Annotated in this window: 6 protein-coding genes and 1 pseudogene; 3 read left to right on the top strand and 4 right to left on the bottom strand. The window is 45.9% G+C overall.

The features are described from left to right. Positions 1-266 precede the first annotated feature (266 nt). Both ACTQ16_RS13155 and ACTQ16_RS13150 read left to right on the top strand, forming a co-directional pair. Positions 267-1,604: an ATP-binding protein gene (locus ACTQ16_RS13155; protein WP_441937804.1), complete on the top strand. Its 1,338-nt coding sequence runs from the start codon at positions 267-269 to the stop codon at positions 1,602-1,604. Between the two features lie 392 nt (positions 1,605-1,996). Then, positions 1,997-2,158, top strand: a pseudogene (locus tag ACTQ16_RS13150) (ATPase); the annotation flags it as partial. 112 nt (positions 2,159-2,270) lie between these two features. Here the strand turns inward: ACTQ16_RS13150 and sprA are convergent. Then, the gene (gene sprA, locus ACTQ16_RS13145) at positions 2,271-9,884 is read right to left on the bottom strand and encodes a cell surface protein SprA (RefSeq protein ID WP_441937802.1); all 7,614 of its coding nucleotides are present in this window, start codon (positions 9,882-9,884) and stop codon (positions 2,271-2,273) included. Between the two features lie 52 nt (positions 9,885-9,936). Further along, positions 9,937-10,551, bottom strand: coding sequence for a Holliday junction branch migration protein RuvA (gene ruvA / locus ACTQ16_RS13140; protein WP_294968874.1), 615 nt, complete (start codon positions 10,549-10,551; stop codon positions 9,937-9,939). Positions 10,552-11,208: 657 nt separating this feature from the next. Here ruvA and ACTQ16_RS13135 point away from each other — a divergent pair. Continuing rightward, positions 11,209-12,108: a diaminopimelate dehydrogenase gene (locus tag ACTQ16_RS13135; RefSeq protein WP_117728532.1), complete on the top strand. Its 900-nt coding sequence runs from the start codon at positions 11,209-11,211 to the stop codon at positions 12,106-12,108. A gap of 100 nt (positions 12,109-12,208) precedes the next feature. On the opposite strand, the gene ACTQ16_RS13130 is transcribed toward ACTQ16_RS13135, so the two are convergent. Beyond that, positions 12,209-14,218, bottom strand: a complete 2,010-nt coding sequence (locus ACTQ16_RS13130; protein WP_441937800.1) for a RagB/SusD family nutrient uptake outer membrane protein — start codon at positions 14,216-14,218, stop codon at positions 12,209-12,211. A 28-nt stretch (positions 14,219-14,246) separates the two neighbouring features. Further along, a complete protein-coding gene (locus tag ACTQ16_RS13125) occupies positions 14,247-17,420 on the bottom strand; it encodes a SusC/RagA family TonB-linked outer membrane protein (protein ID WP_441937799.1) in 3,174 nt (1,057 codons plus the stop codon). Positions 17,421-17,604: the final 184 nt, after the last annotated feature.

The raw sequence follows: 17,604 nt of genomic DNA, 5'->3' as shown, positions 1-17,604 counted from the left end.
GATTGTCTACTTTTGCAAATGAAAAGGAACGAAATTTGATAGATATGTGTACTTTTAAAAATATAAATAATTAATAATCATTTTTTGTGTCCACTTTGGGGAACTGCTACATAAACATACATAGAAAGCCAAAAGATTTTGAGAATATCGGGGATTTTGACCAAAAAGATTTTGAGAATATCGGGGATTTGGGTCAAAAAGATTTTGAGGAAACATTTTTTTTGCGTATATTTGCACCCAAATTAAGACATTAACAAGAAAAGATTATGAGGATATTCAAAAGAAAACTATATGATAAGTTGCTCGATTGGAAGACCAATCGAAAAGGCAAAACTGCTGTCATGATAGAAGGTGCTAGACGTGTCGGCAAATCGACTCTTGCCAAGCAATTTGCCGAGAACGAATACGAATCGTATGTTCTCATAGACTTCTCCATCGCCTCAAAAGATATCATAAAACTCTTTGATTACATCAATGACCTAGAATATTTCTTCATGCAGTTGCAGTTCAGATTGGGCGTATCTCTCATTGAGCACAAATCACTAATCATCTTTGATGAAGTTCAGAAATGCCCCAAAGCTCGCCAGGCCATCAAACATTTAGTGGCAGATGGACGATATGACTACATCCAAACTGGCTCTTTGATATCCATCCACAAGAACGTGAAGGATATCGTGATTCCGAGCGAAGAAGAAAAGATGATTCTGAATCCGATGGATTATGAAGAATTCAAATGGGCACAAGACGATACCGTCTCCTATCCACAACTCAAAATACTCTTCGATAAGAAAATCGCGATAGGAGATGCCGTAACTCGCAAACTGATGCGAGATTTCCGTATCTATATGGTAGTAGGAGGAATGCCACAAGCTGTAAGCGAATATATAGATAGCCACAACCTCCAAGAAGTGGATAGAGTGAAAAGATCCATCATTCAACTATACGAAGATGATTTCTATAAGATTGACCCATCTGGAAGAATTTCCTCGCTTTTTGATGCCATCCCAGCTCAGCTCAACAGCAATGCCTCTCGCTATCAAACAGCAAGTGTCATAGGCGACAATGCAGGCACAGAAAAGGTGCTCCAGCTGATCTCTGAGCTTAGAGAATCTCGCACCATCAACATGGCTTACCACGCCAATGACCCAGGAGTCGGCATGTCACTATCCATGGATGTGTCTAAATACAAGATGTACGTAGCCGACACGGGCCTCTTCATCACCTTGGCATTCAAGGACAAAGATTTCACAGAGAACATTATCTATCAAAAGTTGATGAGTGACAAGCTGGATGCCAATCTTGGCTATGTATATGAGAACATGGTGGCGCAAATGCTAACAGCAGCTGGCAACAGGCTCTTCTATTATACTTTCCCTACAGAGACTGGCAAACACAACTATGAGATTGACTTCCTCCTCTCTCGTGGCAACAAGATTTGCCCGATAGAGGTAAAATCGTCTGGTTACAAGCGTCATGCCTCGCTAGATGCCTTCTGCCAAAAATTCTCCAACAGAGTGCTCCAGCGATACTTGATTTATACCAAGGATTTGCAGAAGGATGAGCAGACACTCTTCCTTCCGGTATATCTCACGCAGTTCTTGTAAAACAAGCACGAAATATCGGATGAAGCGAGAGATGGTTCATCAAATGAGTAGTGACATCCTGGTACTGATTGAAGCTTCATGCCATCAACATACCTGTTATCATTATGTCCTCACATATTCAGATGGATTAAATGATAAAAGCCGCTAGGATATTCTCACGCGATATCCTAGCGTTTTTTTCTTTACCTACAGGAAAGATTTTGGTAAAACGACATATTTTCGCTAAAAAGATTTTGGTAAAACGACATAAATTACGAAAATAAATTTTGGTAAAACGACATATTTTCGCAAAAAAGATTTTGGTAAAACATATTTTTCATGTAACTTATGCCCATAAAACATTGAAAATATGGAGAATATGGTATTCAAGAGAAAAATTATATAGCCAATCAATAGAGGTCAAGTCGTCTGGATACAAAACGCATGCCTCGCTTGATGCTTTCTGTCAAAAATTCTCCGACAGGATAGTAAATCCGTACTTGGTTTACACCAAAGATCTGCAGAAAGATGGGCAAACACTCCTGATTCCGATTTACATGACCCCATTCTTATAAAGCAAGAATGCGCTGGGAGCGCAGGTTTGTTACCTGCCATCCCAGCGACAACCTTGCAAAACACAATGTCTTTTTTATTGTACCTTTGCACCGCAGTTGGGCGATAAAAACATCATCTCGTCAGCGAGAACTTGATGCTCAAGCCGAAATCCTGTGTGGTGGTAGGATAACTGCTGCTCGACAGGAGCGGTGTGTTGGTCTGACGATCGTAATAGAAACTCATGGTAAGGAGCTTGCTGAACGTATAATCGGCAGAGAAGCTCAACTTCAAGGCATTATTTCCACTGCTGGCACTACTTGTCATGGTGGCAATATCACGAACAATAGCAGCCTGCTTGCGGAAACTGAAGTCAAGACGAAGGTTGAGATCATGATTGGCTCCACGCATCTGCTGACTGTTAGCAGTTGCATTTCTGTTGTCCTTCCTATTGCCAGCCCCCATCTTGGCTTTCAGCTTGCGGGCACCACCCTCAAACAAACTGAAGTTGTTGATGCGATAACCCATACCGATGACCCAGTCTTTACTGAGTGCCTCATTGAGCTGCACACTCGTCATACTGAGATTCAGCACACGCGTCTGGCGATACTCACCCTTGAGAGTCATGTTATTATTAAATGTAACGTCCATACCCAGCAATGGAGAGAAAGCCTCATTGATGCTCACCTGCGAAATGTTAAACATACTGCTAGGCGAAGGATTCTCCGTAGAAGCATCATTGATGAAGCCCAGACCGTTCATATACTCCTGATAGGTGCTGTAACTGTTATAACTGCCTACTGCAAAGATGCTCTTATAAGAATGGTTGATGTTAACACTCTTAAAGTGATCACGGAACCAAGGCAACTTACCCAAACCGCTATAACGAACCGTCCAGTTAGGCAACAGTCTGCTCAAAGCAGGGAACAGCGAGAGAGAATTGCCACCCATCGAAGTATAAGCATTGAGGAAAGCCGGAATCATCACGTCACCACTATACTGATTAACAGGAGTACGGGATGCGTCAAACTTACCTCCACCCAATGCAGAACCCGCCGGATAAACAGTTCCTGCATATTGAGCTTCTACCCTATCACGATAGCCCGCCAAGGAATTGACAAACTTCTCGAAAGTCTTGCTTCGATAACCGCTATTGGCATCACCCATTCCCTCAAAGGCAGTACTCAGCGAGATGGTACTCATCTGGAAAGAACCACTCTGCGTAGTAGGAGTTCCCTCATACATATACTGAATACTCTTCTGGGTAGTCTGGGTGCGGACAGCAGAAAGATCTATCTTCAAGTCCTTCACCGGCTCCAGCGTCATACGCAACTGCAAGTTGTCCGTCTTACTCGTAGTGGCAGGTGTTGCAACAGAGTCATTACGGAGCAGCCAGTCATTCTCCCTAGCCTTACCGATATAGTCATCATCCACCAAGCCAAAGGCAAAATCGAGACCAGGCGCCATAGAACCCACTTTTTTCTGTCCGAAGGCATCACCGACACTTGGGGTGAAGCCTGGCAGCGTGAGCTGATAGCTGCTGCGATAATTGAAGCTGACATTACGGACCATCATCGCCAACCGAGCCACCGTCTGCCAGGTCTTATACCAACTCTTTTCTTCCAGCGGTTCCTTAGCCAATACCGAGATCTTGATTTTCTGGGCACTATCCACCTTGGAGATGAGTTTAATCTGATTATTGTCCACCTTTTTATATTTAATAGGGAACAGCTTGCCATCAGCAGTCTTGGCAGACACGATAAGACGCTTGCTATTCTTGCCATGACGGATGTTGAAAGAGGTATCAGGCAAGAGCGTGATTTCCTTCTCGAATGCCTTCCTGTTCTTAGGCAATGCCTTCTTAGGATCGGCAGCCAGTTCTCTGGCATCTTTCTTTTTCTTCTCCTTCTCCTGCTTCTTGCGCTCATACTGGCTTCTGGACATCGTGCGATTGAACTTTTCATTTACCTTCTTGAGGAAAGGCACATGATTGTAGAGCTTGACCAGATTGAACGAACCGTTGAGGGTCACCTCGCGATGCGTATTAACGGTATTGCCATAGGAGTTGCCATTCTCATCTTCCATACCCCGCTCCCAAGAATAGTTGGAACTATAAGAAGCATCGGTGTTCACCCAGTCGAAAACAGGCAACAGGTTGAGCGGCACCTTATAGGAAGCCGTAAAACTCTGACTATAATCGAGCGGTGTACCCCAGGTTCTGACACTATTGAGCACGGCACTTCTATATACAGAATCCTTCCAGGCATGATACTGCTCAGCATAAAGATCCGTATCCACATCAGGATATGGCACATCTACCTGTGCATGGGTTGCACTCTGGAAGTTCATGTGAAGATTCCTGGTCAAGTCCCAACGCAGAGCAAATTCACGGTTCCAAAGGAACTGATCGCTGAAAGTGATAGGCAACTGCGACTTGGTAAGACTTTCCATATCACGCTCCTGCAATTCATAGGTTTCATGAGTCATCTCGGTATTGAAAGCGAGATTTTGCGGCAACCAGTTCAAACCGAAACGCTTCAGGATGTCGAGCCACTTACTCTTGTTCTTGATTTTCTTGAAAGGTTCCCACGACTTATATACCGGAGTCCATGAATAATCCAATGCACCCCGCCAATTGTCTCTCTGCTCACGAACCGTAGTTTCACCGGTAGTATGCTGATGAGCATGACTATAGGTAAAGGAGAAGTTGGCTGGGTCGTAAGGCATCGGATGGCGCTTGGTGGCAATACCCACACGGGCATTAGATACCGAGAAGTTGGTTTGTGTAACCTTGGTCACGGCAATATTCTCGATAGAATCGCGCTCCGCCTTCGAGCCTGCAGCATCGAGAGCATCCTTCAGTTCCATATCCGTATCCATCGGATTATACTTTGGCGAAGTCTTCTCCTTGGTGACACTATAATATAAAGGTATGCTCACCTTCGCCTTGTCCGGGAAGAACTTACCCATTTCCAGCGAGGTGGTCACACTATAGGTACCATAGTTGTCGGTACTGCGGCTAGCCACGCCGTCTTCCAGACCTCCAAATCCTTCGCTGACATATCTTCCCGTAGCATTGACACTACCGAAATCAGACAGCTGCACATTGAGATTGGCATTGGCAGCCCATCCACCCTTGTTGTTATGTTCCTTCAGGCGGAGTTCATTTACCCAGACTTCACCACTCTTGATATCGCCCGAGTGATTGCGCACACCAATCATCATGGTCTTCACCTCGCCAAGGCTAGGATTACCCACAATGGTCAACTTATTGTTAGGGTGCTCGCTATCGTATGCCGAGTAAGGTGCCATATAAGAAGCCATGCCTTGAGCCTTAGCCTTATTACGCTCCTTCTTGAGATTGGTAAAGATGCTGAGAGCCACATCCAGCATATTCTCCTCAGGCCAAACCAACCTGCGGTCGGCAGGCACATTACGGTTGTAATTGCTGCGTGGAGCCGTAAGGGTGAGCGGAATCTCATATTCATAATAGTTATTCTTATAGTCACTACCCAGACGGATGAAGACAGCAAGCTCCCTATCCTTCAGATTTGTGGTATTCTGCTCCAAGGCATTGGCATGGGTAAACATCTGGATACGCTTATACTGACGGAGGTCGAGAGTTGTATTCTTGTATACCGCCTTGGCTTCTCCACTGGTCAGATTCCTGACAACAAGACTCAAAGCCTGCTCGTTGGATTCTACCAGCTGTGGCTGACTAGGATCCTGCTCACGACTGATGCCTGGAGGCAAGACGTAATTGACCGGAGTCTTCTCGGCATTTTCCTCAAGATTCACGGCACTAGCCTCCAAGGTTCCACCAGAAGCTGCACTCAACTGCTGATCATAAGTACGCCATTCACCACGTACCAGGTCGAGCGTTCCAAAGCGCAGAACGATAGGCTTCTTGAAACCAGTAAGGAACATACGCATGAAACGGATGCTGGAGAAATCATTGATATTACCCTGCCGGCTCTCGAACTCATCTACAGGAATACGGAACTGATACCAGGTAACAGACGACTTGGTATTGTCTCGCCATGTCTGTGAATATTCTCGCTTGTCCACAATATGGTTGGTACCCACAACCAAATCTTCCGGACGAATACTTACCCTATACTGGAAGTACTTCTCATATTCATTCAGCGTATAATCCTGATTGATATCTTCCACGTCAGGGGTAGACTTATAAGATGTATCATAACTCTCAGAACGGCTATCACTGTCAGGCGAGTTGCCCTGAGGGTTGTTGATATACTTATAACGCTGCAAGATAGGAGCACGCATCTCATCCCAGTCACTGCCACGGAAATAGTGATAGTTATCACGTGCAGGGTCGGCAAAGATGCTGTCGAATACAGCCTGGTTCACCTTTCCCTGTATCTGGTCGAGATAAGCACTCTTATAGAATTCCTGTTCCTCGGCATCGGTCAGACCGTTGAAACCCACATCCTGCAAGGCCCGACTGCCACTGGTTGTTGCAAAGGCATAGGTTACCGTACTCTGAGTAGGAATCTTACCCCACTGAGTATAAGTAAAGCTCTTGCTGCCATCTACAGGCATTCCGCTCTCATAGAACTTCTTACCATCCCGCAAGATATCTTCACTAACCTCGCCCAGATTGATATAGAAATCTCCACCATATTCATTGGCATCCGGCTGTTCACGGGTATAGAGGAACGGATCCAGCAACCAGAACTCGATGTATTCAATGTTGGCTTGCTCGAAATCATTGGTATCGAGCTTACGCATCATACCACCCCAGTTGAGCTGTGGATTCTTCAATTTACCATCTGCTTGCAGGTCTTCCACATTAAAGTTATAAGGACCCGGCTCTGACGGATAGTAAGCCAGGTTGAGCACACTCAGGGTATTGGTAGCACCCTGATAACTGTTCTGCTGGCGCAATGGGAACAGCTCCTTCACATATACTTCGCGAACATAGTGATTACTGAGCTGCTTGAGGTCGCTCTTGATATGTCCAGGCGTCAAGGAACTGCCTCGACGGGTAAAGAGAGGGTCGATGCAATACCAAGCCAGACGGGAACGGTGGAAACCGCTCGTCAGTCCTGTCTTATCATTATAATCTTCCTTGAAATTGAGCGATGGCACGCTGGAGATAAACCAGGAAGTAGGTGTCATCACATCAATGCCGTTCTTGGTGTTTTCGAAGTCATCAATATAGGAAGCATTGTCCTGCGTACCACCAGCCTCTCCAGCCAACAACTGTGCAAACTCACTGGTAAAAGAGATTTGCGATGGTTGGGTAAGATGCAGGAAAGGAATCTTGTCAAGTACATTGGTAAGCCACTGGCTCTCCTTCTTCCAATTGAGATTAACACCCCAGAGAGTATTCTTCAATGGCTCAGAACCCATGGAAACCTTCGTGGTAAGGGCCTGTTCGGAAAGATGCTGCAGGGTACCACTCATCTGGAAGTTCTTGGAGAAATCATACTCCCAGTTCACACCAAACATGGTCTTGCGTGTCTGACCATAATCCGTATTACTTTCCAGGGAAACATTGACCGAAGTACCCGCATCGATGATGCTCTGGTTGAGGATGGTAACCTCACCCGCATTGTAATCTACCGAATAGTCAGTACCCTCTGTCAGGGTAACACCACCTGCGGTTACTACGACCGACCCCTGTGGAACGTTATAGGCATCCAGGGAAATGACATTAGCTGATGAACCTTTGAACTGACCCACCATCTGATACTTATTCTTTTCTGCAATCTGCCTGGCAACGGTCTTGGTACTGTCATACAGTTCGGTAAAGGCATATTTCTCAGCCGCATCCGCAGCCACTCCGTTCTTGACCAGATAATCACGCATATAACTTCCGAAAGGTTCTACTTTCGGAATAAACACGCGACCATTAGAAACGGTATAGCCTTCTACATAATCGTAGTATCCATTGCTATGTGCCTTGTTGTTGTTATCAAGTCGGTCGGCACCCAACACACGAATGATAGGCGTATTCTTGACTCTCTGTTCCGGAATATAAGACAGATAAACGCCCGTCGTATCGCTCTGGTATTTCACGTCAAGACGGAATTTCTCCTTCTCGATATTAGAGGCAAGATAATACACGTTCTTCATCATCAGGTCCCAGTTGCCCTGCTGAGGATTACAACTGGTATTCTTGAGCGACTTGACGAAAAGAGCCTGTTTGGTATCGGTGATATCAGAAGCAAACTCACCCACCTGATAAGTTACGCCACCCGATGTATATTCATAAGCCACAGCCAATACCTGGTCGGTCTGAATACCCGTCTTCAAGGAAACATAACCCAAGGCAGTATTGACGGTATACTCAGAAGAACTCAAAAGACGGGCACTCTCCAGTTTCTCAAAGTCTGCACCACCTACCAGACCAGCCCCCTCCAGAGTAGCAGCAGCCTGGTCGATATCCCTGGCAGCCACATACTGGGTAGTCATAGCCTGATACTCGGTATTGGCACGGTTGGAAGGCACCTGTCCGGTTGCCGTCCACATCGGGTTACTGATTTTAGAAGCTTCGCCAAGATCGGTCAGTGCCACGATATTTCGGGTATTGGCAGTAGTTCCCGACTTATTGGTTACCCAAATCTCCACACGGTTAATCGTAATGCCGGTAATGAGATTAGGCAACTTCTGCATCCATTCGTCATAATGATTTCTGAAATATCGGGAAAGGAAGAAGTGACGATTCTCCTCATAATCGGCAACATTGATTTCAAATGGAGTCAACTGTACGCCGCCCCTGCTGGAAACACTCTTGGATGCACTCTTCTTCTGCGAAGCCACCATCTGCAATTTCAACTTTCCAAACTGCATATCGGTTCTGACACCGAAAAGGCTGCTGGCTCCCTTGATAAGCGAAGAATTGCTGGGGAAAGACACATTACCTGCCTCCACAAGCTTGATAATCTCGTCTTCCTTACCATCATACTTCAGTTTCATGTTCTGGGCATCGTAGTCGAAGGTGGCATCGGTGTTGTAATTCAGGTTGAGGTTCATCTTATCGCCCACCTTTCCATTCACGTTGAGATTGATCTTCTCATCGAAGTTCATCATCGTGGTTTTCCGGTTGCGGATAGGCAAAGATGGATTATCGATACTCTTCTTGTTCATACCCAGTTTCAGCTCGGCAGAACCCTGTGTCCTGACACGGATACCGCCAGGACCGAATATCTTCTCGGCTGGTCCCAGGTCGAAATGCATATCAGAGAAGTCGAACTTCTCCTTACCCTTCGCCTGATAAATCTCATCGTTCTTCTTACGGAAGAAAGCACTTCTTTCATTCATCTCAGTCCAGGAGTTATACTCTTCTGGAGTGAGCATGATAGGGGCCGAGAGCCAGGTATTGCCCATACGATTGCCGATAACGAAACGGTTGAGCGTATCGTTATAGACCACATCATATTTCATGTTGTCCGGGCGCTGCAAGTCGAGCGGACTCTGATAGAGGTCGCTGAGTGAATAAGGCTGGGTAAGCTGAATCTTCCAGCGGGGATTCAGCAAAGAATCAGGAATGGTATCATCCTCCACCTTGAAGGGTTGGGCAGAAACAGAAATTTTGCTGCTCTTTCCTTTATCCTGTTCCCCATTCTTTGCTTGCTTATCCAGCTGTTTCTGCTGGGTATTAACCGGATTTTGAGTTCTTTTACGGGTACGGTTATCCTGCAAATAAGGCATGACGAGAGCATAGCTGAAAGTAGAAACCATCAGCCAGAACAGCAACAAATATATTTTTCCCTGCCTCATTTACAGATGCTAAATTCTTTTTCCTGACATTTAATTTTCTCTCTTACCGCAACTACTTGATTTGCTTCAGAGCCAACTTCACAACCTGCTCAACCGGCAAATCTGGCTGAGCCTTCAAGATGTCGACAACCACCTTGGCAGAAGGAGCCGGAGAGAAACCTAGCATGGTAAGGGCACTCACAGCCTCATCCTTCACATCATTGTTCACCATCACAACATTGCCTCCGTTGGCAGGGAGCTCATCCGCGATGCCCAGACTCACAATCTTATCCCGCAAATCGAGAATGATACGCTGGGCTGTCTTGAGTCCGATTCCCTTTACACCCTTCAACATCTTGTCATTGCCCGATGAAATCACGTTGCACAGTTCGCTTGGCGACATCGACGAGAGAATCATTCTCGCCGTATTGCCTCCCACACCCGATACGGTGATGAGCTGGCGATAGAGTTCGCGCTCCTGCTTGGAGGCAAAACCGAAAAGGGTGAAAGAGTCATCTCTTCCACCTGCCACCAAAACCTCATGCACGTAGAGTTTTACTTCCTGCTTGCCCTGAATGGCAGTATAGGTATTGAGCGAAATATTGAGTCCGTAACCCACTCCTGCAGTCTCTACTACTGCCATTGCCGGGGTCAGTTCGGTCAGATCGCCATGAATATATTCTATCATTTTAATTTTCTCCTTACTATTTAAACACTTGGTTATACCTCTTTCATAAATTAATTATAATAATATGAACGCACGAAATAGGAATTTATTGTATCTGGCATTGGATTATATTGCCGACACCCCTATAAGAAAAAGCCTTTATCCCCTATGGAAATTGTTTTTAGAACTAGAAGAAATCTCCGTTCATAAGTTTTGAACCGACATTCAATACTTATGAACGTACATTCAAAACTTTTGAACCTAGATTCAAAACTTATGAACGAAGAATTCTATTAGGTACAGGAACAATTTCCTTTAAGAGTAGAAACAATTTCCCTTAAGAGTAGGAACTAATTCCATAAAGGATAGAAGCTAATTTCATCAGGAGCGAAAAGAAATCACTCATTATCCATCGACAAACAGAATAGGAAGAACTAAGGCATTCTCTTAAATCCCTGAAATCACGAAACTGTAAGGAATCTGTTCTAGAACCCTTACAATTCCCCCGTCATTCTACCTAGAAACTATGATTTTATTACCTTTTGCAAGTTTTATGAGTTAAAAATCTATTAAAACGTCACGTATTTCAAGAAAAAGCTATACTTTTGCAACCGGAAATAGATATCTAGAAGGAATTATTCAAAATAAACAACAATATAAAAGAAATAAATACATCAAATGAAAAAGTTTAGAGCAGCCGTAGTAGGTTACGGCAATATCGGTAAGTTTACAGTAGAAGCTCTCGAAGCCGCTCCAGATTTCGAGATTGCAGGTATCGTTCGTCGCCAGGGTGCTAAGGACAAACCAGCTGAGTTGGCTAACTATGAGGTAGTAGATGACATCACCAAGTTGAAGGATGTAGATGTTGCTATCCTCGCTACTCCTACCCGCTCTTGCCCTGAGTATGCAGAGAAGATCGTTGCACTCGGCATCAACACCGTAGATAGTTTCGATATCCACACCAGCATCCTCGACTACCGCACCAAGCAGATGGAGAACTGCAAGAAGGCTGGCAAGGTGAGCGTTATCTCTGCCGGTTGGGACCCAGGTTCAGACTCTATCGTACGTGTATTGATGGAAAGTCTGGCTCCAAAGGGATTGACTTATACCAACTTCGGTCCTGGTATGAGCATGGGACACTCAGTTTGCGTTCGTAGCAAGAAGGGTGTAAAGGAAGCGCTCTCTGTAACCATCCCATTGGGCGAGGGTATCCACCGCCGTATGGTATATGTAGAACTTGAGGAAGGCGCCAAGCTTGAGGATGTGACTGCAGAGATCAAGGCTGACCCTTACTTCGCTCACGATGAGACTCACGTATTCGCCGTAGCATCAGTAGATGATGTAAAGGATATGGGTCACGGTGTGAACCTCGTTCGCAAGGGTGTATCTGGCAAGACCCAGAACCAGCGCTTCGAGTTCAACATGAGCATCAACAACCCTGCCCTCACTGCTCAGGTATTGGTTAACGTGGCTCGCGCTTCATTCCGTCTCCAGCCAGGTTGCTACACCATGCCAGAGATTCCTGTCATCGATATGTTGCCAGGTACCCGTGAGGAAATCGTTGCAACACTCGTATAAAGACATAATAAAGGCTCGCAAAAAACAAAAACTTCTTGCGAGCCTTTTTAGTATCTTATGTCTTGAGTTCAAGACATAAGCTAGAATACGTTTTCACGCTTTACTTAACGTCAGTTGCGCCCTGACCGGCAATCAATGGCCAACCTGGGTTCTGGTAAACAACAGATGTAGTAAGATCGGTCTGGTCACCCGCTGCTGTCTGACGGAATACGCTCTGTGCGATAGGAGACAGATAGTGAGCAGGAGTAAAGTGATAACCATCAAATACCTGATTGTTAATCTTAGAAATCTGGTATGGACGGATGTAGTCACCACTAACGTCCTTACTACTGATATTACCCTTACCACCTTCAACATCAACCTTAGCGAGGTCGGTATCACCATCGCGCCATGTGCCCTCGTAAACAGTACCCCAGTACTTCATACCTTCAATCTGGTAACCGTTTACCTGGTCGCAAGCACGCCAGCGGATTAAGTCCTCCCAACGGGAAGCCTCCCCGATGAACTCATCACGACGCTCACGACGGATGTTGTAAGTAGTAGCATCAACCAACTGACCATGAGAGTAAGCACCGAAGTCCCACTTAGCCTCCTCCTGCATGTTGGTAGCTGCGATAGTCTTGTTGTAATCAGGATCTACCTTGGCACGGGTGCGGAGAGCACGCCAGTACTTATCAGCTGTGGCGTCGATAGTATTGTTCTTCAACCAGGAAGCCTCCATGTAGTTGAGGAGAGCCTCTGTGCCACGGAATACAATGCTACCACTCTGACCATAGTCGTGGTTGAGCTGCTGCAGAACATCATAGTTCTTACCCTTCTTCACAGCATAACCGGTAACGATACGAGTCTCATTGTTACCCTTTACTGTCCAAGAGAGATCAACGGTATTAGCACCATCACTTGTATAGTTCTCTACAGAACCATCCATCTTGGTGAATATCTGGATACGAGAGTCACGATCCTGGAGAGTAGCCTTGATGCCCTGGTTCTCCCACTCAGGGTTGTAACCTGAACCTGCTGCATAGATAGGAAGGCCGTTGCGCATAAGGAATGAGTTAACCAATCCACGTGTCCAACCAGTACCACCACCATTACGCTGGAGCTGCATCTGGATGTTGTGAGTTACGTTAGCCTTGTCCTTATCGAAAGCACGGTACATCAAAACCTCGCTATAGCCACTCATATCCTTGTCACAGAACATGGTGTAGTAAGGATTGATACTTGCCAAACTAGCATTCTGTCCCTCTGGAGTATCCGTATTCTCTACAAGGTTATCAACGAGCTTATCACCCAATTCCTTAGAAGACTTCATAGCCTCATCGAGGAAGTGGTTGATGGAAGAATCGATGTCAAATCCCTGGATATCCTCAGCCTTGCCTGGCCAACCTGGACCACCTGGCACAAACGCTGTCCCCTTGTGATACTTCTCCCATGTAGCCTCGAAGAGAGCTGCACGAGAACGGAGCAGAAGGGCTGCATCGCGAGAGATGCGGTTCTTGCCACCAGGGGCAGACTCCATCAGCAGGCCGAGTGCCTTATCAAGGTCGTCGAGAATCTGCTGAGCTACCTTATAACGTGGCTGGCGCTTTGAAGCCTCAACAAGAGTCTCCTTGTCATCAGGAAGAGCTGTGAGCACGATAGGGAAATCGCCAAGAGACTGCAACTTGTCCAAATAAAGGTAAGCACGGAGGAAGTATGCCTCACCAATGTAGTGGCGTACATGACTCTCATTACCGCCAATCTGCTTAGCCTCGAACTTTGGCACTACCTGGTCTAAGAAATAGTTCACCGAACGGATGTTGCCGAAATCCCAGGCACCACCACTCTGACCTACTTTCCAGTTTCCAGGAACCCAACGGTTAGAATAACCGGTTCCCGCCTGGTTATCTGTATCATTATCGTAAGCAAAGGTACTCATACCATAGCTACCCGGATTGATACTTGTCAATACACCATAGAGATTCACGGTGTAGGCAGCCAGGTCGTCTGCGCTTGTGAAATAAGACGCAGGTGTCACGTTGCTTTCAGGCTCCTTGTCAAGATAGTCATCGCAACTTGTCAGACCGAGCGTCGCGCCCAATAAGAGCATTGAAATATATTTAATTTTCATAAATTGTTTCCTTTCTATAAATGATAAGTTAGAATGTTACACTAAGACCAAATGAGAATGTCTTTGACAATGGATATGTCTTACCAATCTCACCGCCATAACCTGCTCCAATCAGCTCTGGATCACCTGCCTCTGTGAAGTTAGTGATGGTGAAGAGGTTCTCTCCAGATACGAAGAAGCGAAGATTCTCAATATAAGCCTTGCTTGTGATTGACTTTGGCAAGGTATAACCGATGGTGAGGTTCTTCAAACGGCCATAAGCTGCATTCTGCAAATAGCGGGTCTGAGTCTTGATGTTGCGGCCACCACCCCAGTCAGCACGTGGGTAGTATGCACCCTTGTTGTCCTCACGCCAGTAATCCTCGTGGAACTTAAAGCCGGTAGCCTGCCACTTACCCTGACCGATAGCACCCCAGAATACGGCACCACCTGCTGCGTAGTCACGCTTGAGGGTTCCCTGGAAGAATACCTTAATATCAAAGCCCTTCCAAGCTGCATCGAGGTTCAAGCCGAAGTTATAGCGAGGAGTAGAGTTACCGATGATGCGTCTGTCACCTGGCTTATCAGCTGTATTCTCGCCAGTATTAACATAACCATCACCATCGAGGTCGGCATACATGATATCACCTGCAGTCCAGCCGCTTCCGAGTGCGCTCTGGTTAACCTTTGCGAGGTGTGCATCCATATCTTCCTGGCTCTGTGCGATACCGATTGTGGTATAACCCCAGATGTCACCGAGCTTAGCACCAGCATAGTATGAGCCGAGGTTCTTGGATGGATTAGGATACTTATCGATGACCACCTGGTTATCACTCAATACGAGAGATGCACCATAGCTTACCTCACCGATTACGTCACGCCAGCCAATCTGGAGATCCCAACCCTTAGATGTCATATCAAGGTTGTTCACCTTTGGAGGATTGGCACCGAGGATAACAGGCAACTCAGGAGCAGGACCTACCATGTCGAATGTCTTGCGCTGATAGTAGCCGAACGATCCCGTCAAGCGGTTATTGAAAGCACCCCAGTCGAGACCAACTTCCCATGTACGGCTCTTCTCCCATGTAAGAGTAGAAGACACGAGACCTGGCTGTGAAGCAGTATTTGGCTTAGCGCCATTAATCAACCAGTTGCCACCCTGAGAAGAGAAGCCGATGGTTGGATAGAAAGGATACCAGTTGTCTGTATTCTGGTTACCCAACTGACCCCAAGAAGCACGGAGCTTCAATGTGTTTACGTAATCAGTCAATGGCTCCCAGAACTTCTCACGGGCAATGTTCCAACCTGCAGAGAATGATGGGAAGAAGTTCCAACGGTTCTCGCGGAGGAAACGTGAAGATCCATCATAACGGAGGTTAGCCTCGAAGAGGTAACGGCCTGCATAATCGTAGTTGATACGACCGAAGAAACCGGCTGTAGTCCATGAGTTATATGCACCACCTACACTTGGCTTGGTGGTTGTTGTATCGAGAGTAGGAAGACCAGACATGATACCGTTCTGACGCGCTGTGATATTGCGCTGACGGAACCACTCACTCTGGAAACCACCCATTACCTTCATATTGTGATCGCCAAACGAATGGCTGTACTCTGCAAAGAGGTTAGGGTTGAAATAGTTTGACTTAAATGAATACTCATACACGCTTGATGTGGCGTTGCTATCTACGTATGGATTATTATCGCAGTCGTAGCCGTATGTGGTCTGCCAGTCACGGTGATTGAACTGTGTAACAATACGATAGTTTAACTCAGCATTGAGAGTCAGGCCCTTTACAGGTGTTGCAACAAAAGAAAGCTGCTGTGCGAGACGGTCTGCCTGGTTCTTGGCACGGCCACCATTCTGAAGACGTCCGATATAAGACTCTGGCAACCAGTTACCATTAGGATCGGTAGTTGGCAAAATAGGCCAATAACGGCACATATTGTGGAAGAACACATCTGTACCATTGATCAAATCACCAGGAGAATCGAAGTCCTGACGTGAGAAACGGGTATTGTAGGTCATGCGCAACCATTTGGTTATCTGTGCATTGATCTTACCTGTCATAGTATAGCGCTGCATACTATCATCACCATGACGGAGGAGACCACCACGGTTGAGATAGTTGCCAGATACATAGTACTGCAAACGATCATCACCACCATTGATACTCAAGGTATGCTCCTGAGAGAAGCTGGTACCAAACTGCTCCTTGAGCCAGTCGGTATTACCAATAGGCAAGAGTGGCGTATTGTCCCAAACCTCCCAACGGTTGTTGCTGTTCTTGAACATCTTCTGCATGGTAGGATCGCTCTGAGCCTTCTTGATTTGCTCGAGTTTTTCATCTGTAAACCAGATACCTGCACCACTAGCAACAGAAGCATCATTCATGTACTTAGCCCATGTGTAAGAGTCCATCATCTCCGGCATGTTGAGTGGAGAATCAAAACGGAAAGAGTTGTTGTAGTTAATAGAAGCCTTACCCTTCTTACCACTCTTGGTAGTAATAAGGATTACACCACCGGCAGCACGTGAACCGTAGATTGAAGAAGCAGAAGCATCCTTCAATACAGAAATGTTCTCGATGTCCTGTGGGTTGAGTGCGTTCATATCGCCCTCCATGCCGTCGATGAGCACGAGTGGAGATACAGAAGAACCGGCACCGATAGTACCTGTACCACGGATATTAAAAGACTTGGTTGAATTAAGAGTACCACCGCTGCTTGGTGTAGAGAAGTTCATACCGGCTACTGCACCCTGAAGAGCATCAACAACAGAGTTGACTGGGCGAGCGCCGAGAGTCTTGGAATCAACGGTAGAAACGGCACCAGTGAGGTTTACCTTCTTCTGAGTACCGAAACCGACAACAACGACCTCATTCAGAGTCTTGCTGTCTTCCTTCATGGTCAAATTGATTTCACCACCCTTCCATACCATCTCCACTGGTTCGAAGCCAATGTAGCTGATACAGATAGTTGCACCACGATTTACATCAGAAAGAGCAAACTTACCATCAAAATCGGTAATGGTTCCACCTTGCTTTCCCTTAACTGTGACTGTAGCACCAATTACAGGCTCCCCTGTAGGGTCGATAATGGTACCAGTGCATTGTCCATCTTTGGACTGATTAGTTTCCTGGATACGAGTTCCCCCATAAGCCTGGGCTGGAGCCATTCCAAGAGCCATAATCATAGTACTTACTGTGAATAGTTGTCTTATCATAAGATAGAGTTTAAAAATTTGTTATTTGGTTTCTTATTTATTACGTTATATTTTTATATTTCAGTTAGCTGTTGCAAAGATACGTTATTTTTCAATACGGTTAAGATTTTAAGGCAACAAATGTCAGTTTTTTAAATCTTTTTAAGTAAAATAGCCCCAAAAAACAATCAAAAAAGGCTCGCAA

The sequence above is a fragment of the Prevotella sp. LCP21S3_D2 genome (assembly GCF_052118345.1).
In the GTDB taxonomy this organism is placed as follows: Bacteria; Bacteroidota; Bacteroidia; order Bacteroidales; family Bacteroidaceae; genus Prevotella.
The sequence above is the reverse complement of the archived record's forward strand: the minus strand, read 5'-3'. Positions and strand labels throughout refer to the sequence as shown.

Bases quoted from the DNA above. Each gene is read 5' to 3' on its own strand.
- ACTQ16_RS13130 (WP_441937800.1), bottom strand. From the start codon at position 14,218: ATGAAAATTAAATATATTTCAATGCTCTTATTGGGCGCGACGCTCGGT.
- ACTQ16_RS13135 (WP_117728532.1), top strand. From the start codon at position 11,209: ATGAAAAAGTTTAGAGCAGCCGTAGTAGGTTACGGCAATATCGGTAAG.
- sprA (WP_441937802.1), bottom strand. From the start codon at position 9,884: ATGAGGCAGGGAAAAATATATTTGTTGCTGTTCTGGCTGATGGTTTCT.
- ruvA (WP_294968874.1), bottom strand. From the start codon at position 10,551: ATGATAGAATATATTCATGGCGATCTGACCGAACTGACCCCGGCAATG.
- ACTQ16_RS13125 (WP_441937799.1), bottom strand. From the start codon at position 17,420: ATGATAAGACAACTATTCACAGTAAGTACTATGATTATGGCTCTTGGA.
- ACTQ16_RS13155 (WP_441937804.1), top strand. From the start codon at position 267: ATGAGGATATTCAAAAGAAAACTATATGATAAGTTGCTCGATTGGAAG.